The sequence below is a fragment of the Ruegeria aquimaris genome (assembly GCF_025751555.1).
Taxonomy (GTDB): domain Bacteria; phylum Pseudomonadota; class Alphaproteobacteria; order Rhodobacterales; family Rhodobacteraceae; genus Ruegeria_B; species Ruegeria_B aquimaris.
Map to the genome: position 1 here is coordinate 92959 of NZ_JAOWLB010000003.1, position 21210 is coordinate 114168.

The following is a 21210-nucleotide window of genomic DNA, read 5'->3' on the forward strand; positions in this document are numbered from 1 at the left end:
CCGCCTCCCTGTTCAGGCCACCACGAAACCATGGGCATAGGGGTCGCGCGCGTCAATGAAGATGGTGTTGAAGCCCGTCACCCGCGCCCAGCCACCAATCGAAGGGATGATACCCGGCCTGCCGCCCACCTCTGCCTCGGCCTCGACCCGGCCATGAAACAGCGAGCCGATGATGGACTCGTGCACGAAATCGTCGCCAGGACGCAAGGCGCCGCGCGCCGCAAGCTGCGCCATGCGGGCCGAGGTTCCGGTTCCGCAGGGCGACCGGTCAATCGCCTTGTCGCCATAGAACACCGCGTTGCGCGCATCGGCGCCGGGCTGGGTCGGTTGCCCGGTCCACAGGATATGCGACAGCCCCCGAATCTCGGGTTTCTCGGGGTGGATGAACTGGTACTTCGCGTTCAGCGCCGCGCGCAGGCGCGGGCTCCAGCCCACCAGATCCAGTGCCCGGTGATCGGCAATGTCGCGGAACACCTCTTGCGGCTCGACAATGGCGTAGAAATTACCGCCATAGGCCACATCGATGGAGACCTCGCCCAGCCCCTCGACATGGGCGCTCAGACCCGTGGCATGCAGATAGGCGGGCACATTGGTCAGCCGCACCTCTTCGACAAACCTCCCCTCCTGTCGGTATTCCGCCACCACCAACCCGGCGGGCGTATCCAGCCGCAACACGCCCGGCACACGCGGCGTGACCAGCCCGTGTTCGATGGCGGTTGTCACCGTGCCGATGGTACCATGCCCGCACATCGGCAGGCAGCCGGAGGTCTCGATATAGAGAACCCCCACGTCGCAATCCTCGCGCGTCGGCGGATAGAGGATGCTGCCCGACATCTGGTCATGGCCGCGTGGCTCGAACATCAGACCGGTGCGGATCCAGTCGAACTCGGCTTGGAAATGCGCCCGGCGCTCCAGCATGGTGGAGCCGCTCAGACGCGGTGCGCCACCGGTGACCACGCGCACCGGGTTGCCGCAGGTATGGCCGTCGATACAGGAAAAGGTGAACTGGGTCATGATGCCTCAGAAACGGGTTGCAGCATAGGGGGAAAGGTCGATCCGGGGCGCGGCCCCGGTGACAAGCGTGGCGACCAGCGCCGCCGTGCCCGCCGATTGGGTCAGGCCCAGATGACCATGCCCGAATGCATAGGTAACGCGATCCGCGCGCGGGGCCGGGCCGATCACCGGCAGGCTGTCGGGCAGCGAGGGGCGGAACCCCATCCACTGTGTCCCGCCCTCGGCCCGCAGACCGGGCAGGAAGCCGCGCGCCTTGTCCAGCAGCACCCCGGCCCTCTGCCAATTCGGCGGGCGTTTCAACCCGCCCAGCTCCACCGCGCCGCCGACCCGCACCCCCTGCCCGATGCGCGAGACGACAAAACCGTGATCGGGAAAGGTCAGATGCGTGCGCAGATCGAAGGCACCCGCCGGCAGGGTGGTGTTATAGCCGCGCTCGGTTTCCAGCGGGATGTCGTCGCCCAGCGTCCGCGCCAGGTGATGCGACCATGCCCCGGCGCAGATCACCGCCCGGTCTGCCCAGCGGACACCATCGGCGCAGTCGAGCACCACCGTCTCGCCCTCTTGCCGCAACGCGCGCACCTCGGCGATCTCGATCCGCCCGCCCCGCGCCCGGAACACTTCCGCCAGATGCGCGACCCACAGCGCCGGATCAGTCACATTGCGCCAGCCGGAAGTGAACCCGGCATGGGTGAAGCGCGGCGACAGGCCCGGCTGGATCTCGGCAATCGCCTCGGGCCGGTCGAGCAGGCGGAAGGCGACGCCATGCGCGGCGCGGGTCTCCCAGCCGGGCAGGCTCGCCTCGTAGGCGCGCTGCCCTTCGTAGAGCTGCAACTGCCCCTCGTCGCGCACCAGCGCCCGCGCGCCGGTCTCGACAATCAGCGTGTCCAGCGCCTCGGCGCTCAGCCGCATCAGCGCCGTTTGCGCCGCCAGCGCACTGTCATAGCGGTCGCGCCAACTGGCCCGCCAGAACCGCCGCATCCAGGGGGCAATCTGCGCGGCGTAACCCGGCGGAACCGACAGCGGCCCCAGCGGATCGAGCAGCCATTTCGGCGCCTTGCGCATGATCCCCGGCGTCGCCAGCGGGATCACATCGGCAAAGGCAAAAGCCCCGGCATTGCCTGCCGACGCCTCGGCCGCGACCCCTTTGCGGTCCAGCACCGTGACCGCACACCCGGCCCCTTGCAGGGCCAGCGCGCAGGTGATGCCGACCACGCCAGCCCCGATGACAATGACTTCGGCACCGCGCGTCATGGCAGCGTATAGGCGGTCTTGACGGTGGTGTAGAACTCGACGGCATAGGTCCCCTGTTCACGCGCCCCGTGGCTCGACCCCTTGGTGCCGCCAAAGGGCACGTGGTAATCCACCCCCGCCGTGGGCAGGTTGACCATCACCATGCCCGCGCGCGCATTGGCCTTGAAATGGCTCGCATGTTTCAGCGAGGTGGTGCAGATCCCCGCCGACAGGCCGAATTCGGTGGCATTTGCCACCGCCAAAGCCTCGTCATAATCCCGCACGCGGAGAACCGAGGCGACGGGGCCGAACACCTCTTCGCGATTGATGCGCATGTCGGGTGTGGTCTCGGTTATCAGGGCCGGGGCCATGTAGAACCCGTCCTTGTCCAAAGCCAACCGCTCGCCGCCAGTGACAGCGCCACCTTCACTTCGCGCAATCTCCACATAATCCAGGTTCTGCTCCAACTGCCGCGCATCCACCACCGGCCCCATCTGGGTTGCCGGGTCCAGCGCATCGCCCACCCGAAGATCGCGCATCGCCGCCGTCAGCGCCGCCACGAAACGATCATGCACGCCCTCGGTCACGATCAACCGGGACGAGGCGGTGCAGCGCTGGCCGGTGGAAAAGAACGCGCCATTGAGACAGGCCGCCACCGCCAGATCCAGATCGGCATCGTCCAGAACCACCATCGGGTTCTTGCCGCCCATCTCCAGCTGCACCTTCTTCATCGCCGCGCCGCAGGCCGCCGCGATACCGCGCCCGGTGGGCACCGACCCGGTAAAGGAAATCGCGTCTACCCGCGCATCCGATACCAGACGCGGGCCCAACTCGGACCCGCGCCCCATCACCAGGTTCACCACGCCCGCAGGCAGGTCCGCGCGCGACAGAAGCTCGACCAGCGCATGCGCGCATCCCGGCACCAGGTCGGCGGGTTTCAGCACCACCGCGTTGCCATGCGCCAGCGCCGGGGCGATTTTCCAGGCCGGGATGGCGATGGGAAAGTTCCAGGGGGTGATCAACCCCACCACGCCCATAGGGGCGCGGGTGACTTCGACCTCGACACCGGGCCGGACCGAGGCCAGCCGGTCGCCGGTCTGGCGCAGCGCCTCACCGGCAAAGAACTTGAAGATCTGCCCGGCGCGCGCCACTTCGCCGATCCCCTCGGCCAGCGTCTTGCCCTCTTCCCGCGACAAGAGCCGCCCCAACTCCTCCTTGCGGGCCAACAGCTCGGTGCCGGTGAAATCGAGCGCATCAAAGCGCTGTTGCGGGGTCGATGCGGCCCAGAGCGGTGCGGCCGCATGGGCGGCGGCAATGGCGGCGTCCAACTCCTCCTCTCCGGCCTTCGCCGCGTGACCGATGATATCGGTCACATCCGAGGGGTTCACATTGGCCCGGCCCGTGCCGCAGGCGACCCAATCGCCGCCGATGAAATTGCGATACTCCATGCCCGTTGCCTCAGGCCGCCAGGTCCATCTGCCGCGACCAGCCGGCATACCAGGCGCGGAAAAGGGCGTATTGCCGCTCGACATAGCCGCGCTGGCTGTCGCTCAGTGCATCAGACTCGTTGAAATGCAGGCTGTATTCCGGCTCGCCGTTCAGCACCATCAGGTGCTTGTAGTAAAGGACCAGGTCCGGCCCCTCGTCAAAGGACGACAATACCCCCAGCGCCTCTTCCAGCTCCTGCGCGCGCTGCCGCGCCACCGGATCGCCCGCCGCCGCACGGCGGCAGAGCGCCACCAGATGCAGCACCTCGCGCGGCAGCGCGTTGCCGATGCCGGTGATCGCCCCTTCGGCCCCACAATTGACAAAGCCGTGATAGACGGCGGTATCGACCCCGACCATCAGCGTCACGCCATCGTCCTGCGAGGTGATCGCCTCGGCGGCATAGCGCAAGTCGGCCTTGCCGCCGAACTCCTTGAACCCGATCAGGTTTGGGTGCGCGCGGCGCAGGTCAAAGAACAGATCGGCGCGGGTGGCGAACCCATAATAGGGGCTGTTGTAGATCACCGCCGGCAGGTCGGGCGCCGCCGCCAGGATCGCCGCGAAATGGGCGCGCTGCGCCGCCATCGAACTGCCGCGCGACAACACGCGGGGGATCACCATCAGACCGCGCGCGCCCACCTCGGCCGCGTGGCGGGCATGGGCAACGGCCGAGGCGGTGTTGACCGCGCCTGTGCCGACGATCACCGGCACCCCGGCACCGGTCAGGCGCGCCACGCCCTCCATCCGCTCGGCATCGGTCAACAGCGGCCAGTCCCCCATCGAGCCGCAATAGACCACCGCCGACATGCCTGCGGCGATCATCTCGCGCCCCTTGCGCACAAGCGCATCGAAATCGGGGCGGCGGTCGGGGGTGCAGGGGGTCATCAGCGCCGGCATCGTGCCGGAGAAAACGGTCTGGGTCATGGAATGTCCTTTCGTCGCGGATCACCGGACCCGCCCTGAGTCGAGATACTCTCTTGGTATCGGATATTGGATCCAATATTCAATATAAAATTTTTACATCCCCGCCGTGTTGCGTTAGCCTGCGGGAAAAGCGGTAGCTGACAGCGTGGAAAATGGCGAAATTTCAAACCGTTGACATCGGACGCTCGGCCTCGGCGGCCAGTATCATCTTTGCCGCCCTGCGCCGCGCGATTGTCGAGGGCGACCTGGCCGATGGTGAACCGCTACGCCAAGACGAGATCGCCCGCAGCTTCAACACCAGCCGCATCCCGGTGCGCGAGGCGCTGACCATGCTGGAGCAGCAGGGTCTGGTGAAGACCGAACGCTACAAGGGCGCCGTGGTGGCGGGCCTGTCGATGGCCGAGGCGACCGAGATCTTCGATTTCCGCGCGCTGGTCGAGGCCGAGGTGATGCGCCGCGCCGTGCCCAAAATGACGGCCGAGGTGCTGGACACCGCCCGCGCCTGTCTGGAACGCTTTGCCGCCGCCAGCGACCCGATGCACTATGGCGACCTGAACCGCGAGTTTCACGAAACGCTCTACCGCGCCTCGGCCCTGCCCTATCACCTGGGGGTCATCGAAAACGCGATGGACCGGATCGACCGCTATCTGCGGGCGCAGCTGGTGCTGAGCGATGGGATGGAGCGCGCCCGCCGCGAGCATCTGGCCATTCTCGACGCCTGCGCCAAGGGAGAGGCTGAACGCGCCGCCGCCCTGACCGCCGAGCATATTCTAGGCGCGCGGGACTCGCTGGCCGAGCATATGGGATCAGTCAGCCGGTAAACCCGCAAACCGCAGGCATCCGATTGCCGGAAAATCACCACAAACGGTTTCAAGTTGTTGCGATCCTTGGTTATGCTGGCCCGACTACCGACCAAGGCGCCGGGCACAAACGGCCCGAAGTCCATTTCGCGCGCCCGTTGCCGCAACCGCAAGTTTGGCCTTGGACGAATCGAACCCCGCCATTAAACGGCGACCCGAAACCGACACCGCATCTGCAGGAAAGGCCGAACCGATTGAAACATCTTCTTGACGCACCGCATTCCATCTACGGCGTGGACAAATGGGGCAAGGGCCTGATTGTGGTGACAGAAGATGGTGAAATCGGGCTTCGCAATCCGCTCCGCCCCGAGGCCGCCACCGTCAGTCTTCCCGACATCCTGCGCGACCTAGACCAACGCGGCATCCGCGCGCCGATGCTGTTGCGGATCAGTTCGTACCTTGAAAACGAGATCGCCCATATCAATGACAGCTTTGCCGACGCCATCGCCCGCTCGGGCTACAAGGGCACCTATCGCGGTGTGTTCCCGATCAAGGTCAACCAGCAGGCCCAGGTGATCGACCGCATCGTCGAGTTTGGCCACCGCTACAATTACGGGCTCGAGGCCGGGTCGAAACCCGAACTGGTGATCGCGCTGGCGCACAAGCTGGCGCCCGAGGCGCTGATCGTCTGCAATGGGGTCAAGGATGCCGAGTTCATCCGGCTGGCCATCCTCAGCCGCAAGCTGGGCTTCAACACCGTTATCGTGCTGGAAAGCCCGAAAGAGGCCGAGACCGTCATCGAGGTCTACAAAGAACTCGGGATCGAGCCGCTTCTGGGCGTACGGGTGAAACTCACCAACCAGATCAGCGGCAAGTGGGAGGAAAGCTCGGGCGACCGCTCCTCGTTCGGGATGAACACCGACCAGTTGGTGCGCGTGGTCGACAAGCTTCGCGATGCCGGGCTGATCCATTGCCTGAAACTTCAGCATTCCCACCTTGGCAGCCAGGTGCCCGACGTCAACGATGTGCGCCGGGCCGTGGGCGAGGCCTGCCGCTACTTCACCGAACTCAGCGCCGAGGGCGTGCCGCTCAGCCATCTGGATCTGGGCGGCGGCATGGGCGTCGATTACACCGGTGAAAAACGCGCGACCGAGAACTCGATCAACTACACGGTCGAGGAATATTGCGCCAATGTGGTGGAAACCGTGGCCTATGCGATGGACGAGGCCGGCATCGGCCACCCCACCATCGTCACCGAAAGCGGCCGCGCGGTGGTGGCAACCTCGTCGCTGCTGGTGTTCAACGTGCTCGAAAGCACGCTTTACGACGCACCCACCGCGCCCGCCGTCGAACCCGATGACCACCATTTGGTGGCCGACCTTGCGGCGGTGAACGGCTATCTGACACCCGCGCGCCTGCAAGAATGCTGGAACGACGCCACCTTCTATCGCAACGAATTGCGCGCCCTCTTCCGCCGCGGCTATGTCGACCTGCGCCAGATGGCCCGGGCCGAACGCATCTATCTGTCGCTGATGGCGCGGATCAAGACCATGGTGGCCGAGGTCGAGGCCGAAACCGATCTGGACGCTCAGCTGGAAAAGATCGCCGATATCTATCACTGCAACTTTTCTTTGTTCCAGTCGCTGCCCGATGTCTGGGCCATCGACCAGCTGCACCCGATCGTGCCGCTCCAGATGCTGAACGAGGAACCCGACCGCCGTGCGGTCCTGTCCGACATCACCTGCGACAGCGACGGCAAGGTGGACCGCTTCATCCTCGCCGATGGCGTGTCGCCGTCACTGCCGGTGCATTCCCTGCCCGAGGATCAGGATTACTATCTCGGCGTCTTCTTCGTCGGCGCCTATCAAGAGACTTTGGGCGATCTGCACAACCTCTTTGGCGACACCAACGTCGTCACCATCGACCTGCGCGCCGATGGCGGGTTCGACCTGCTGCACGAACAGGAGGGCGACACCATTTCCGAAGTACTGTCCTATGTCGAATACGACCCGGCCGATTGCGTCGCCGCCTTCCGAAAGCTGGTCGATGGCGCCATATCGAACGGCTGCCTCAAGGCCAGCGAACGCAAGTTGATCATCGGCGCCTACCGCGACAGCATCAACGGCTATACCTATTACGAATAACCCACCAGCCAGAGGAGACTTTCCCATGGGCAAAACACTCGTTGTCGGCGCAGGTGGCGTCAGCCACGCCGCCGTTCACAAGATGGCCATGAATTCCGACATCTTTACCGAGATCACTCTGGCCAGCCGAACCAAGGCGAAATGCGACGCCATCGCCGCCTCGGTCAAGGAACGCACCGGCGTGACGATCAAGACCGCCGCGCTCGATGCGATGGACGTGGCCGCCACTGTCGCGTTGATCAAGGAGACAGGCGCCGAGATCCTCGTGAACCTCGCCCTGCCCTATCAGGACCTCAAGCTGATGGATGCCTGTCTCGAGGCCGGGTGCCACTACCTCGATACCGCGAACTATGAGCCCGAGGATGTGGCCAAGTTCGAATATCACTGGCAATGGGCCTATCAGGACAAGTTCAAGGCCGCTGGCCTGACCGCCATCCTCGGCTCGGGCTTCGATCCGGGCGTTACCTCGGTCTTTGCCACCTGGCTCAAGAAGCACAAGCTTGCCACCATCCGCCAGATCGACGTGCTGGATGCCAATGGCGGCTCGAACGAGCAGGCATTCGCCACCAATTTCAACCCCGAGATCAACCTGCGCGAGGTTCTGGCCGAGGCACGCCACTGGGAAAACGGCGCCTGGCAGGTCACGCCGGCGATGACCCACAAGGTCGAATTCGATTTCCCCGGCATCGGGCCCAAGAACATGTACCTGATGTATCACGAGGAACTGGAGAGCCTCTCGACCCACTTTCCCGAGATCGAGCGCGCCCGCTTCTGGATGACATTCGGCGATGCCTATATCATGCACGCCAAGGTGCTCGAAAACGTCGGCATGACCCGCATCGACCCCGTCATGCATGACGGCAAGGAAATCATCCCGATCCAGTTCCTCAAAACCCTGCTGCCCGATCCCGGCACGCTAGCCGAAGAGACCAAGGGCAAGGCCTGCATCGGCGATATCGCCACGGGTCAGGCCAAGGACGGATCAGGCGAGAAGACCTATTACATCTACAACATCTGCGACCACGAGGAATGCTTCCGCGAAGTGGGCAGCCAGGCGGTTTCCTACACCACCGGTGTCCCCGCGATGATCGGCGCGGCGCAGGTGCTCAAGGGCAACTGGGTGGAACCGGGCGTGTGGAACATGGAACAGCTCGACCCCGATGACTTCATGGACATGCTGAACAATCATGGCCTGCCATGGCAGGTCCACGAACTCGACGGTCCGGTCGAGTTCTGAAACATCGCCCGGCGGCAACGCGGGCAGCGCCCGACCCGCCCCATGGGCGGGCGCTACGCTTCCGCCCCGGTTCGGGCGCTGCCCTCGTCACTTGGAGCACCCCAATGTCCGACATGATGCAAACTCAGGCCGGTGATGCCGGCGCCTTTCGCACCTTCGACCTCTCCCGCGTGCCCACGCCCTGTTTCGTGGTCGACGAAGTCGCCATCGAGCGGAACCTCAAGATCCTGCGCGACATTTCCGACCGCTCCGGCGCGCATGTGCTGTCGGCGCTCAAGGCGTTTTCCATGTTCGCCCTCGCCCCGCTGGTCCGCCAATATCTCGGAGGCACCTGCGCTAGCGGCATCTACGAGGCGCGGTTGGGGCGCGAGGAATATGGCGGCGAAGTCGCCACCTTCTGCGCCGGGTACAAGGAACAGGATATCGACGAGATCCTGTCGCTCAGCGACCACATCATCTTCAACAGCCCGGCGCAAAAGGACCGCTTCCTGACCCGCGCACAGGCGGCGGGCGTTCAGGTGGGTCTCAGGATCAACCCCGAACATTCCGAAGGCGAGATCGCCAAATACGACCCCTGCGCGCCCTGTTCGCGGCTCGGCACCCCGGTCAGCCAGTTGACGCCCGAGGCGCTAACAGGGGTCGACGGGCTGCACATGCACACGCTCTGCGAACAGGGGTTCGAGCCCTTGCAGCGCACCTGGGCGGCAGTCGAGGCGAAGCTCGCCCCCAATCTGCCCGGCCTCAAATGGCTCAATTTCGGCGGCGGCCATCACATCACCCGCGCCGATTACGACCGCGACGCGCTGGTGCGCTTCATCCAGGGGATCCGCGAGAAACACGGCCTCGACGTCTACCTCGAACCCGGCGAGGCGGTGGCGCTGGATGCGGGTATCCTCGTGGGTGAAATCCTTGACCTGCCCTCCAATGGCATGGACCTCGCCATTACCGATATCTCGGCCACCTGCCATATGCCGGACGTGATCGAGGCGCCCTATCGCCCCGCCCTGATGGACGAGGCCGAGAGCGGCCATACCTATCGCCTGGGCGGCCCCTCCTGCCTCGCCGGTGACGTGATCGGCGACTACACCTGGGACCAACCGCTGACCATCGGCCAGCGCTTTGCCTTTCTCGATCAGGCGCATTATTCGATGGTCAAGACCAACACATTCAACGGCGTGCCCCTGCCCACGATCGCGCTTTGGAACAGCGACACCGACGCGCTGCGCATCATCCGCCAATTCGACTATTCCGATTTCAAGGACCGCCTCTCATGAGCATCTTCCTCGACAGCGAACTTTCAGCCGCCGAACGGACCGAAGACGCCCGTTTCCGCATCATCCCGGTGCCCCTGGAACGCACCGTCTCATACGGCTCAGGCACCGCCGCCGGTCCGGCGGCGATCCTTGACGCGTCAAACGAGCTGGAACGCATCACCAACGGCGCCGAACCCTGCGCGCAGGGCATCTTCACCGAAGCCCCGCTCGATTGCGACGGCCCGCTGCCCGAGGTGATGGAGCGTCTGGCACAGCGCACCGAGGCCGCCATCCGCGCGGGCCAAGTACCCGTGACGCTGGGAGGTGAACATTCGCTCAGCTTCGGCGCGGTTATGGGCGTGGCGCGCGCGCTGGGACAGCCGCTGGGGCTGGTGCAGATCGACGCCCATGCCGACCTGCGCATCGCCTATCAGGGCGAGAAACACAGCCACGCCTCGGTCATGCACCTGCTCGCCGAGGAGGGCATTCGCCTGGCACAATTCGGCGTCCGTGCCCTCTGCCAGCAGGAAATGGACGAGCGCGCCAGACATGGCGTGTTCTTCAAGGATGCCGAGGAGCTGGTCACCGGGAGTATCCACGCCGTCGACCTGCCCGGGGATTTCCCCAAGCTGGTCTATGTCAGCTTCGATGTCGACGGGCTGGACCCGGCCCAGATGCCCGCAACCGGCACGCCGGTGCCCGGCGGGCTGGGGTACTATCAGGCCCTGCATCTGGTCGAGCACGCGCTCAAGGGCCGCAAATGTGTCGGGCTCGACGTGGTGGAGCTGGCGCCCGATGGCAATGCCGCATGGGATTTCACCACAGCCCAGATCGTCTATCGGCTGATGGCGGCCTGCACCGGGTGAAGGAAAACACCGGTCATTCGGGAGATGAATGATTGGCATTCCTTTTTTCCACGTTCCCCTCAAAAGACAAAGCGCCTAGCCTCGGATCATCTCGCTGACCGGGGCTGTTCATGAATGATGCATCATTTCCCGCACTTGCGCGCCTCGGCACATTTGTTGCCGAGGCGGCATTGGCGCTAGACGACAGCGCACAGGCACAGCTGCGCGCCGCGGTGGCCGACTGCCTCGGCTGCATCCTTGCAGGCGTCCAGATGCCGGTATCCGCCAAGGCCCGCGCCGCGGTTCGCGCCATGGGCATCGGTGGCGGCGTTGCGGTTCTGGGCACGGGACAGCGCACGGCACCTGCACAAGCAGCCTTCCTGAATGCCACCGCCGGTCACGCGCTCGACTTCGACGATTGGGAGGCGCCCGGCAACACCCATCCAACGGTGGTGATGCTGCCCGCGTTGCTGGCCTGCGCGGCACCCGGCATGACAGGCGCCGACCTGATCGCGCCCTATCTTGCGGGGTTCGAGGTGATCGCCCGTCTTGGCGAGGCGCTGAACCTGGAACACTACGGCGCGGGCTGGCATGCGACCGCAACGCTGGGTACCCTTGGGGCGACGGCAGCCGTCGCCCGCCTGATGCGGCTTGACGCCCGGCATAGCGCCCATGCGATGGCGCTGGCGATCAGCCGGGCCGCCGGATACACCTGCCAGTTCGGCAGCAACGCCAAACCGTTGCAGGCCGGTTTTGCAGCGCAAGCCGCCGTGGAATGCGCCTATCTGGCCGCGGCCGGGGCCGAAGGCCAGTTGCATGCGCTCGACCACCCGCGCGGCTTTGCGGCGCTGACCGGCGGTGCCGACCCCCGGCGCCTGCGCGACGCGCTCGACCGGCTTGGCCAGCCGCTGGCGCTGAGCGAACATGGGATCGCCCTCAAACCCTGGCCAAATTGCAGCTACACCCACCGCCTGATGACCGCCCTAGTGGGCCTGCGCGACGGTCTGAGGCCCGAGAGTGTCACGCGCATCGACCTTCACCTGCCCGATGTGCATGCCGCGATCCTCCCGTTCCACCAGCCACGCGACCATGGCGAGGCGCTGTTCAGCCTGCCCTTCGCCTGCGCCATGGCCCTGGTTCACGGCGACCTGACGCTGGCCGATACCGCGCGCGACGCCTGGACCGATCCTCAAATCGTCACCCTGATCAGCCGCACCCATGTGCACCCGTTCCGCCCCCGGCGGCCAGAACTCAACTTCGACCCTGAGGAACCCGACCGGGCCGTGGTGACACTGGATGACGGGCAGATCCTCACCTCGACCTGCACCTATCCGCTTGGCGCACCGCAGAACCCGCTTGCACCCCACCGGATCAGGGCCAAGCTGGCCAGCAATATCGCGCCACGGCCCGCGGGCCTCGCCGATATGCTGCTGGATTGGCCCGAGGCACCCGACCTCCTCGGCCTCATCGACAAGATCGCGGACCCGGCCTGAGCCTCAGAGGTCGATTTCGACCACCCCACCCGGTTCCAGCGCGCGCGACTGGCACAGGATGATCGCACCCTCGCGCTGTTTCTTCGACAGCACGAAATCGCGATGCTCCACCTCACCCGCGACCAGCCCGCATTTGCAGACGCCACAGATCCCGTCAGAACATTTCACGTCGACATGAAACCCGCTCTCGTTCAGCACCTGCGCCGCATCCTTGTCCGCAGGCACCTCCAGCACCCGACCGGACTGGGCAAGTTTCAGGGTAAAGGGATGGTTCACATAATCCGGCTGCTCGGGGACCGAGAAATACTCCAGATGCCGCGCCTCCTCGGGAAAGCCCTGCCGTTCGGCGGCCTTCATCACCCCGTCCATGTAGCGATCCGGCCCGCAGGTATAGACATGCCAGCCGGGCTGATAGCCCGCCAGTACCGTGTCGAGATCGGCGCGCGTGCCCTCGTCCGAAAGATGCAGATGCACCCGGTCGGCCCAGGGCATGGCGGCGAGGTCCGCCAGATATCCCGCCCCGCCCCGGGTCGAGGTGGAATAATGCAGCTCGAATTCCGCGCCCAGCGCGTGCAATCGATGGGCAAAGGCAATCATCGGCGTGATACCGATACCGCCCCCCATTAGGAAGGTGCGCGTCGCGGTTTCATCCAATTCGAAATGGTTGATCGGCTTTGAGATGAATACCTTGCGCCCCTCGGTAAAGATGCGATGCATCAGCTTGGACCCGCCGCGCCCCTCATTCTCGCGCAGCACCCCGATCTGATACTTCGTCCGGTCAGCCGGATCGCCCGACATCGAATATTGCCGCAGGAACTCGGGCGCGACCAGCACATCCAGATGCGCCCCCGCCGTCCATTCCGGCAAAGGCGCACCGTCGAGCGCCGAGAACTCGTATTTCGTCACGTCGCCGGTCATCTTCTCGGCCCGGCTGACCGCCACCCGGATCACCGGCGCGCTGTCGGCATCGGGCACGGTGTAGCGGTGCACCACCGACATATCCCCCGCTGCCATCCGCGACTTGTATTCGTCTGCCGTCACCATGGCCTCATACGCGGCAATCCCCGCCTCGCGATCCATCGGAAACGGATAGGGCCAGGGATACGGCGCCAGCGGCGCGGGATAGACGGCCAGCGTCTGATCCTCGTATTTCAGGTCCAGATCCTTTTGCAGGCCGCGCCGGTTCAGCGGATGGGTCGAGGGCCGATAGGCCCCGTCCGCCTGCAACTCGATATCCCACCACCATTTCTTGACGTCGTTCAGCCCGCCATTACCCACCATGTCGTCCAGACGCGCCAGCGCAGGGGCCGCCGCCGGAATGGTCATCGCCGCCCAGCGGAACGGGCGTTCGGCAAATATCCCCTCGAGGTTCCAGGGACAGGTCTTCATGCAGCGCCCGCACATCGCGCCGCCTCGGGTGGTGATGCGGTAGGTGGCGCATTTCTGGCTGTCGGACTTCCAGATCTCGTAGCCGTTGAACATCAGCTTCGGCCCGGCGGTGATCGCCCCCGACGGGCATTCGCGGGCGCATTTGTTGCAGCTCTCGCAGAACCTTTGCAGGCCAAAGTCGAGGGGCTTGTCATGGGTGATCGGCATGTCGGTCGTCACCACGCCGGATTTCAGGCGCGGGCCAAGGTAGGGGTTCAGGATCACCTCGCCGATACGGCTGACCTCGCCCAGACCAGAAAGCAGCAGCAAGGGCGGCTGCAACACCTCGCCATCCATCACCGTATGCGCCTTGGCCTTGTAACCAAGGTTGCGGATCTGCTGCGCGATCACGCCGCCCAGCAGCGAGAAGCGCAAGTAAGCGCGCATGGATTGTGCCACCGCGATCCAGTCGTCGCCGCTCGACCCCTCCATCGTCTCATAGCCCTGGTCGATGATCATGCTGACCGCTTGATCATGCGGCGGAGTGATCGCCTCGCCGGTGGCGTCATGGCTGTACCAGGCCCATTCCGGGCATCGGCTGAGCCCGACCGCATCGACCCCCAGGAAATAGCTCGCCGCTTTCAGGTTGGCGGCGTTGCGGGCAGCGCTTTCCGGTTTGTACAAAACGGCACTTTCGCCATCCTGAAGCAGTACAAAAGCGCCAAGTGCGCGTCTCTGGGCAAAACTGGGCGCCGCCTTGCGCACATAATGGCCGCCCTTCGCCCCCTCTTGCAGCGCCTTGCCCATGTCGCCGAACTGCGCCCGCGCAAACATATCCGCGCGCTTTGGGACACGGGCAACATTGGCCTCGTCGATATAGGTTGTCGGCGTCTCGACCCGCTTCAGTTTTTCGAAAGGATGCGCCCCATCGACATAACGCCGCTTCGCATAAACATCTCGGTTCATTGCGTTTTTTGCGAACCCGGTACCCAGCCACCAGGCCGGGCCCTGCGTCCTGAACCAGGGTTGAGCGCGCATCGGGGCCAGGGCCGCATCGTGGGCGATCTCCATTTCTGTTGTCACCGCCGCCAGACCGAAACGCGTCCCCAGCCAAGGCGCGACCAATTGGCCGCCCTCGACCGTCACCAACCCCGCCGCCACCGCCAGCCGACCAAGATCCACATCCGTGGAGGTCATCGAATGCGCCCGCGCATCGAACCCTAGGAGCCTGATATAATTCGCAATTACGACCGCATTCTCTGTGGCCAGCAAACAGGCGCGATGATCCTGGGCATCGAGGATCCAGTCGCTGCCCGGTTCTTCTGGCGTCGGGTCACGGTGATGTTCATAAAGGAACACGATGGCATGGCGGTGGCTGTCGATACCGGTCGGTTCCACCTCCATGCTCTCCTTCAGGTCCGCCATGATCAGGTCGATACCCGAGGCCAGCGTCTTGGTCTGGCGCGTCCGCAGCGCCGCCGCCAGCCGGTCGATATCGCCATTGCGTCGGGGCACCGGCAGCAGCGCCTCGGCCGGGAGCGGGCCGCAGCCCATCATCGAGGCGTCGTTGAAATACCCAAATGCTTTCAGATGCTTGGATCGCTCTTGCGGATCCGTGGGGATTTCGGCACGGGTCGGGTTCACCAGCCCGGCGCGGATCGCGTCCAGCATCGCCTGAAACTCGCCCATTGCGTTGACGATGCTCTCGGGCCGTTCGGGTCGGTGAAAGCTGAGCCCCGGCATGTCGGGAACGCCAGCCAGACCCGCCACGCCTTCGCGCCGGGCCAGCCGCTCCAGCGGGTAGGGTCCCATATGCACCGGACGCTTTTTGTCCGAGAAGAAACGAATACCCATCGCGCGCCTCCAGTCTTTCCTCCGCCCTAGCGTGGAATGGACACCAAATCCATTCATGACTAATCATAGATATCATGAAGGAATTCGATTTTACCGATCTGGATGGCAAGGTGCTGCGCGCCTTTCTGACGATACTCGAAGAAAGCTCGGTCTCGCGCGCCGCCGATCGGTTGGGCGTGACGCAATCCGCGGTCAGCCACACTCTGGCGAAACTGCGCGCGGTGCTGGGCGACCCGCTGTTCGTCCGCTCCGGCCAGGGACTGACCCCGACCGAACGCGCGCTGGCCCTGCGGGAGCCCGTGCAAACCGTTCTCGACGGCATGCGCGGGCTGACCGATGGACGCCCATTCGACCCGATGTCCGAAGAGATGGAATTTCACATCGCTGTCAATGACTTGCAGAGAGAACTGATCTTTCCCCACTTGTTCAGGGCCGCCCGCGCAGAGGGGGTGCAGCTCAGGCTCGGGTTCCTGCCCTCGGGCGTTCCGGGACCCGATCTGTTGCGCAGCGACCGCTGCCAACTAATGCTGACCCCCCTGCCGCCGGACGGGCCGGATATCTTTCAGAAGCGGCTGTTATCAAGCCCTCTCATGGTGTTTCACGACGCTACCCAAGGGCAACCGCCCAAGACTTGGGAAGAGTATTGTGATGCAGAACATGTCGAGGTGCGCTTTCCCGATGGGCGTAACGCCCGCACGGTCATGCAAGGCGTGGACCAGAGTCAGATCAGGCCGCCCACGGTCATCCTGCCGCATTTCAACGCCATCCCCGCCTTTGTCAAAGGCAGCACCCTGATCTCGACCGACACCGCGCTGATGAAGCGGGGGCCGCTGGCCACGCTCGACTGCGCGCCGTTGCCGTTTCACTGCCCGCCTGTGTCGATCTACATGGTCTGGCATCAGCGCTCGGCGTCTGACCCGGCACACCGCTGGTTGCGTGCACGGGTGGAGGAGATTGCGGCCAATCTGAGCGATCTAACCGACGAGGCGTTCAGTATCCGACACGGGCCTTGATCAGATGCATCAAGGTGGCGCCGGTTTCGAAATAGGCCTGCTGCACGCCGGTCACGCGTTCGACATGATCCACGACGGGGGCGATGGGCAGCTTGCTTTCATCGCCGCTGAGTAGCGCCTCGGCCATGCCCTTGCCGAACATCGTTCCCGGGCCGATGCCCCGGCCCGAGTAACCGTGCGCGGCGAGCGCGTTTGGTCCGGGCCGGGTGATCTTGGGGATATGGTCCGAGGTCATGGCGATCCGCCCGTGCCAGCCCAACTGTAACGGCTGATCCGCCAGCACCGGGAACAGCTGAGCCAGCTTGCGGCGCACCCAGGCGGTATGAATGCCACTCGCAAAGTGCCCCAGATCGCCCATGGCACCGATGATCATGCGCCCCGCCGCGTCCATCCGGAACGAAGACATGACCAGAGCAGTATCCCAGCACCCCTCGCCGCCCGGCAGGATGGTTGCCCGCAACCTGTCGGGCAAGGGCGCGGTGGCGTATTGGAAGTAGTGGACCGGCACATAGGCCGGTACATGGGTGTTCAATCCCTGGTGATAGGCGTTTGTGGCCTGGATCAATGCCCGCGCCCGAACCGCGCCCCCCGGAGTTCGCGCCGACCACGTACCGTCTTGATGGCTGAGTTCCACAACCGGACTATTGCCGTGGATCTGTGCACCGGCCGCCTGAGCCGCGCGCGCCAGCCCCCGGACATATCCCAAGGGCTGGATGGTTCCGGCCCTTGGATCGAAAAGCGCCCCATGGAACGCATCCGACCCGGTGCGCTTCGCGGTGTCTCCCGCCGAAAGCAACGCGACCGGGGCGCCCGTCGCGGCAAGCTGTGCGTGCCGGTTGCGCAAGTCGGCCAGACCGGCAGCGGAATGAGCGCAGTGCAGGGTACCATTGCGCACCGGTTCACACGCGATGTCATGTCTCGCGATCAGGTCATAGACATAGGCCGGAGCCCCGGCCAGCAAAACGATCAGCCGGTCGCCGGCCTGCTGCCCCAGATGAGCCCGGATGTCATCCGGCGGCAGCCAAAGGCCGGCATTGGCCAACCCGACATTGCGGCCCGAGCCACCATATCCGATCTCACGTGCCTCAAGCAGGCAAACGCTGGCCCCGGCTTCTGCCGCATGCAGGGCGGCCGAGAGACCGGTGAACCCACCGCCGACAATGACCAGATCGACGGTTGTGTCGGTTTTCAGCGGCGGCGCCGAGACACGTTCGGCGCAGGTCTTGTGCCAGAGATTGCTGTCGTTTTCCGAAACCTTCGCCATAATTCACCGCGTGTTTCCCGGTTCGCCGGGATGTTGGTCTTGAAATCTCAGCCCGCGCAAACCAGCCCGCGCTGATCGTCGCGCCCCATCGCCACCAGCAGGGGCGCCTCGGCCTGCCGCGCCTGGAACGCCGCCTTGTCGCCCATGCCGCGCCAATTGGCCAGGACCAGCGACTGCGCCACAGCACCGCCCAACGTGGCGCCGGGGCCGGTGACGATGAAGAGGTCGGGGGCAAATTCACGCGCGGCGGTCTGCACGGCGCGGGTGAAATCATAGGGCTCGGTCACCTGATGACCCAGCGTATAGTCCCACAACGCCCCGGTGTCGGTGGCGCCGGGCCACCAGATCTTGCCGCGCCCGTCGATCACCGGGTGGGTGGGTTGAGTGAACAGGTAGGCGCCCAGCCGTTGCCGCCCCTCGGCGGCAACCGGTGCCTGCAACCTGGTGTGAAAGGCGGCGTGATTGGCCAGCCGCATCGGGAACCGTTCCTGCGCCACCGGCTGCGCGGCCTCGAAGGCCGACAGCCCTGCCTCGTTTCCGGCCAGCACCAGCATGCCCCCAAGGTCGATGGACAGCGCCAGATCATGCCCCGGCATGGCGTCGATCCGCGCCACATCCGCCAGCAGCGCCGCCTTGCGCGCGGGATCGTCCGACCAATCCTCGCCGGTGAAGGGATAGACCAGCTGCCCGCCGATCAACCGTTCCTGCATCAGCGTGCCCATGGTGTTGACCACCCGGAACCCGTTTTCCGGGCTCAGCGCCCCGGCGGCGGCCAGCGCAATATACCAGCCCATCGAATTGCCGGTGACGGCAACCACCTCGATATCCTCGGCCAGCGCCTGCGCATCACCCAGCGCGGCGGCATAGATCAGCGGCGAGGCCACATCGCCGCGCGAGTATTTGCCCACCGTATACCGCTCGGCCCCGTCCAGCGCGGTCACCGCCTCTTGCCCGGCTTCGGCGCGGATGGCGTCAAAGGCGCGGAACATCTGCATCCGGGCGCCGTGGTGGCGGTGCAGATAACCCAGTTCCGGTTTGTTATAGGTGCCCCGGCCGGGGCAGATCACGACAGCGGTACGGGTCATTTTGCAACTCCGGTCAGGGACAGCGCGGCGGCCACGATGCCGTCCTTGGACGGCAGCGGGGCAGCATAGGCCGGGCCGGTGGCAATGAAGCAATCCTCGGCCACCACGCGGGCGGTGGCGGGGGCGCGACTTTCTTCGCAGAAGAAAGTCATCAGCGCCTCGGACTGGCTGCCGGTGCGGCGGCATTCATCAACGATCAGCACGTGTTTGCAGCCTTGCGTGGCCGCGCGCAATGCCTCGACGGGCAGCGGCGCCAACCAGCGCAGGTCGATGATCCGCGCCTTGATCCCCGCCGCCTCGATCTCGGGAAGGGCCTGCCGCGACAGGTAATGGCCGTTGCCATAGGTCACGATGGCGAGATCGGTGCCATCGCCATGTATCCCGACCTTTCCCAAGGCGATGCGCCGGTCTGGCGAGGGATAGGTGGTCATCCAGCCGCCGTCCTGCGCCCCATGCAGGTCGCGCATCGGGTAAAGCGCGATGGGCTCAAGAAACACGACCACCCGCTGCTCCTCGCGCGCCAGCCGCACACATTCGCGCAGCATCTGGGCCGCATCCGCCCCGGTCGAGGGGCAAGCGATGATCACGCCCGGAATGTCACGCAGCACGGCCAGCGAGTTGTCGTTGTGGAAATGCCCGCCGAACCCTTTCTGATATCCCAGGCCCGCGATACGCAGCACCATCGGGTTCGAAAACTGTCCGTTCGAAAAGAACGGCAGCGTCGCGGCCTCGCCCCGGATCTGGTCCTCGGCATTATGCAGATAGGCCAGGAACTGGATCTCGGGGATCGGAACGAAGCCGTTGTGCCCCATGCCGATGGCCAACCCCAGAATGGACTGCTCGTCCAGAAGCGTGTCGATCATCCGGTCGGGGCCGAACCGTTGTTGCAGTTTCTGGGTCACGCCATAGACGCCCCCCTTGCGGCCCACATCCTCGCCCATGCAGACGATCTCGCCATGTTCCAGCATAAGGTCGGTCAGCGCCCAGTTGATCAGTCGAGACATGATCTGCGGCTCTTCCATCGCCTTGAGATCACCGCCAAAACACATGGCGCGGGCCTCGGCCCCGGGGCCGTTGGTGGGCTTGCAGCTCCGTTTCGGCGGGATAAGGCTGGCCGCCACCTCGGCGGCACTGGCCAGATGCGGGCGGGTCGCGGCCTCGGCCGCGATGCGGTCGGTGCGGGCGCAGGTCTGTTCATAGATCGCCAGCGCCTGTTGCGGTGACAGCGCCCCGGCCTGATCCAGCAGGCGCACGCTGTGCAGCAGCGGATCCATGGCTTCCTCCGCCTCGACCTCGGCCCGCGAAAGATAGGTGGTCGGCACATCCGCCCCCGCATGGCCATAAAGCCGCACGGTTTTCAGATGCAGGAACGCAGGCTTGCGGCGGGTGCGGACATAGTCGGCCGCCTCCTGCGCCACGGCATAGGTCTCGTAGATGTCCAGCCCGTTGGCCTGAAAATAGCGGATGCCGGGCCGATGCTGCATCGAGGCCTGGATCCAGCCTCTGGGCGTCTTGGTCGAGATCCCGATCCCGTTATCCTCGCAGACAAAGAGGAGCGGCAGCGGGATCGACTGCACGCTGGTCCAGCCCGCCGTGTTGATCGCGCCCTGCGCCGTGGAATGGTTGGCCGATGCATCCCCGAAGGAACACATGGCAATTCCGTCCTCGGGCAGCATGCGGTGTTCCGGCGGATGCCGCCGCGCCGCGCCCAGGCTATAGGCCGCGCCCACCGCCTTGGGCAGGTGGCTGGCGATGGTCGAGGTCTGCGGCGGGATCATCAGCGCCCTTGATCCCAGCACCTTGTGCCGCCCACCCGAGGTGGGATCTTCCTTCGAACAGGCAAAGCTGAGCAGCATGTCCCAGGCGATCTGCTGACCCGGCACCTGTTCGGCCCGCGCGATCTGAAACGCCGCGTCGCGGTAATGCAGAAAGGCGATATCGGTCGGGCGAAGGGCCTGCGCCACCGCCGCCATCCCCTCGTGCCCGGACGAGCCGATGGTATAGAACCCCTGACCCGCCTTCTGCATCGCCCGGCTGGTCCGGTCGAGCGCACGGCTAAGCACCTGCGAGCGATAAAGCGAGACCGCCTCAGCCTGCGTCAGGCCCGGCCGCGGCGGCGCGCCGGCGGGCAGGTCGCCCGCAGCCACCCGGCTGAGGAAGTTCTCATGTACGATCTGGGCGCGGTCCATGGCTCGGCCTTC

Annotated in this window: 15 protein-coding genes; 7 read left to right on the forward strand and 8 right to left on the reverse strand. The window is 65.2% G+C overall.

The window, feature by feature from the left end:
* Positions 1-12: 12 nt before the first annotated feature.
* Genes OE747_RS05610 through OE747_RS05625 form a run of 4 tightly spaced genes read right to left on the reverse strand, consistent with a single transcriptional unit; the run spans position 13 to position 4653 of the window.
* Positions 13-1014 (reverse strand): 4-hydroxyproline epimerase, encoded by a 1002-nt coding sequence (locus OE747_RS05610; RefSeq protein ID WP_263827625.1) that lies wholly within the window; start codon positions 1012-1014, stop codon positions 13-15.
* Between the two features lie 6 nt (positions 1015-1020).
* The gene (locus OE747_RS05615) at positions 1021-2265 is read right to left on the reverse strand and encodes an NAD(P)/FAD-dependent oxidoreductase (protein WP_263827626.1); all 1245 of its coding nucleotides are present in this window, start codon (positions 2263-2265) and stop codon (positions 1021-1023) included.
* Positions 2262-3692, reverse strand: a complete 1431-nt coding sequence (locus OE747_RS05620) for an aldehyde dehydrogenase family protein (RefSeq protein ID WP_263827627.1) — start codon at positions 3690-3692, stop codon at positions 2262-2264. Before OE747_RS05620 ends, OE747_RS05615 begins: the two co-directional genes overlap by 4 nt.
* A gap of 10 nt (positions 3693-3702) precedes the next feature.
* A complete protein-coding gene (locus OE747_RS05625) occupies positions 3703-4653 on the reverse strand; it encodes a dihydrodipicolinate synthase family protein (protein ID WP_263827628.1) in 951 nt (316 codons plus the stop codon).
* 152 nt (positions 4654-4805) lie between these two features.
* Between OE747_RS05625 and OE747_RS05630 the strand changes: the two genes are divergently transcribed.
* From OE747_RS05630 to OE747_RS05655, 6 genes are all read left to right on the forward strand, one after another.
* Positions 4806-5474, forward strand: a complete 669-nt coding sequence (locus OE747_RS05630) for a GntR family transcriptional regulator (protein ID WP_263827629.1) — start codon at positions 4806-4808, stop codon at positions 5472-5474.
* A 233-nt stretch (positions 5475-5707) separates the two neighbouring features.
* Positions 5708-7597 carry a biosynthetic arginine decarboxylase gene (speA, locus tag OE747_RS05635; RefSeq protein ID WP_263827630.1) on the forward strand — a complete coding sequence of 630 codons (1890 nt, stop codon included), beginning with the start codon at positions 5708-5710 and terminating at the stop codon, positions 7595-7597.
* A 25-nt stretch (positions 7598-7622) separates the two neighbouring features.
* Complete coding sequence (locus OE747_RS05640) at positions 7623-8834, forward strand: saccharopine dehydrogenase family protein (RefSeq protein ID WP_263827631.1); 1212 nt, start codon at positions 7623-7625, stop codon at positions 8832-8834.
* A 104-nt stretch (positions 8835-8938) separates the two neighbouring features.
* Positions 8939-10108 (forward strand): carboxynorspermidine decarboxylase, encoded by a 1170-nt coding sequence (gene nspC / locus OE747_RS05645; RefSeq protein WP_263827632.1) that lies wholly within the window; start codon positions 8939-8941, stop codon positions 10106-10108.
* Positions 10105-10953, forward strand: a complete 849-nt coding sequence (gene speB, locus OE747_RS05650; RefSeq protein WP_263827633.1) for an agmatinase — start codon at positions 10105-10107, stop codon at positions 10951-10953. The genes nspC and speB overlap by 4 nt, the downstream gene beginning before the upstream one ends.
* Before the next feature lie 110 nt (positions 10954-11063).
* Positions 11064-12425 carry an MmgE/PrpD family protein gene (locus OE747_RS05655; protein ID WP_263827634.1) on the forward strand — a complete coding sequence of 454 codons (1362 nt, stop codon included), beginning with the start codon at positions 11064-11066 and terminating at the stop codon, positions 12423-12425.
* Between the two features lie 3 nt (positions 12426-12428).
* Here OE747_RS05655 and OE747_RS05660 read toward each other — a convergent pair whose 3' ends face one another.
* Positions 12429-15647, reverse strand: coding sequence for a reductive dehalogenase (locus tag OE747_RS05660; RefSeq protein ID WP_263827635.1), 3219 nt, complete (start codon positions 15645-15647; stop codon positions 12429-12431).
* A 74-nt stretch (positions 15648-15721) separates the two neighbouring features.
* On the opposite strand from OE747_RS05660, the gene OE747_RS05665 reads away from it, so the two are divergent.
* On the forward strand, positions 15722-16660 hold the full coding sequence (locus tag OE747_RS05665; RefSeq protein ID WP_263827636.1) for a LysR family transcriptional regulator: 939 nt from the start codon (positions 15722-15724) through the stop codon (positions 16658-16660).
* Here the strand turns inward: OE747_RS05665 and OE747_RS05670 are convergent.
* From OE747_RS05670 to OE747_RS05680, 3 genes are read right to left on the reverse strand one after another with little or no spacing between them, the layout of a single operon-like run.
* Positions 16638-17924: an NAD(P)/FAD-dependent oxidoreductase gene (locus tag OE747_RS05670; protein WP_263827637.1), complete on the reverse strand. Its 1287-nt coding sequence runs from the start codon at positions 17922-17924 to the stop codon at positions 16638-16640. The genes OE747_RS05665 and OE747_RS05670 overlap by 23 nt on opposite strands.
* 47 nt (positions 17925-17971) lie before the next feature.
* Positions 17972-19009 carry an ACP S-malonyltransferase gene (locus OE747_RS05675; RefSeq protein ID WP_263827638.1) on the reverse strand — a complete coding sequence of 346 codons (1038 nt, stop codon included), beginning with the start codon at positions 19007-19009 and terminating at the stop codon, positions 17972-17974.
* Positions 19006-21198 (reverse strand): dehydrogenase E1 component subunit alpha/beta, encoded by a 2193-nt coding sequence (locus OE747_RS05680; protein ID WP_263827639.1) that lies wholly within the window; start codon positions 21196-21198, stop codon positions 19006-19008. Before OE747_RS05680 ends, OE747_RS05675 begins: the two co-directional genes overlap by 4 nt.
* Positions 21199-21210 lie beyond the last annotated feature (12 nt).

Excerpts from the sequence above, each read along its gene's own strand:
- OE747_RS05610 (WP_263827625.1), bottom strand. The coding sequence starts at position 1,014 with ATGACCCAGTTCACCTTTTCCTGTATCGACGGCCATACCTGCGGCAAC.
- OE747_RS05615 (WP_263827626.1), bottom strand. The coding sequence starts at position 2,265 with ATGACGCGCGGTGCCGAAGTCATTGTCATCGGGGCTGGCGTGGTCGGC.
- OE747_RS05620 (WP_263827627.1), bottom strand. The coding sequence starts at position 3,692 with ATGGAGTATCGCAATTTCATCGGCGGCGATTGGGTCGCCTGCGGCACG.
- OE747_RS05625 (WP_263827628.1), bottom strand. The coding sequence starts at position 4,653 with ATGACCCAGACCGTTTTCTCCGGCACGATGCCGGCGCTGATGACCCCC.
- OE747_RS05630 (WP_263827629.1), top strand. The coding sequence starts at position 4,806 with ATGGCGAAATTTCAAACCGTTGACATCGGACGCTCGGCCTCGGCGGCC.
- OE747_RS05640 (WP_263827631.1), top strand. The coding sequence starts at position 7,623 with ATGGGCAAAACACTCGTTGTCGGCGCAGGTGGCGTCAGCCACGCCGCC.
- nspC (WP_263827632.1), top strand. The coding sequence starts at position 8,939 with ATGTCCGACATGATGCAAACTCAGGCCGGTGATGCCGGCGCCTTTCGC.
- speB (WP_263827633.1), top strand. The coding sequence starts at position 10,105 with ATGAGCATCTTCCTCGACAGCGAACTTTCAGCCGCCGAACGGACCGAA.
- OE747_RS05655 (WP_263827634.1), top strand. The coding sequence starts at position 11,064 with ATGAATGATGCATCATTTCCCGCACTTGCGCGCCTCGGCACATTTGTT.
- OE747_RS05660 (WP_263827635.1), bottom strand. The coding sequence starts at position 15,647 with ATGGGTATTCGTTTCTTCTCGGACAAAAAGCGTCCGGTGCATATGGGA.
- OE747_RS05665 (WP_263827636.1), top strand. The coding sequence starts at position 15,722 with ATGAAGGAATTCGATTTTACCGATCTGGATGGCAAGGTGCTGCGCGCC.
- OE747_RS05670 (WP_263827637.1), bottom strand. The coding sequence starts at position 17,924 with ATGGCGAAGGTTTCGGAAAACGACAGCAATCTCTGGCACAAGACCTGC.
- OE747_RS05675 (WP_263827638.1), bottom strand. The coding sequence starts at position 19,009 with ATGACCCGTACCGCTGTCGTGATCTGCCCCGGCCGGGGCACCTATAAC.
- OE747_RS05680 (WP_263827639.1), bottom strand. The coding sequence starts at position 21,198 with ATGGACCGCGCCCAGATCGTACATGAGAACTTCCTCAGCCGGGTGGCT.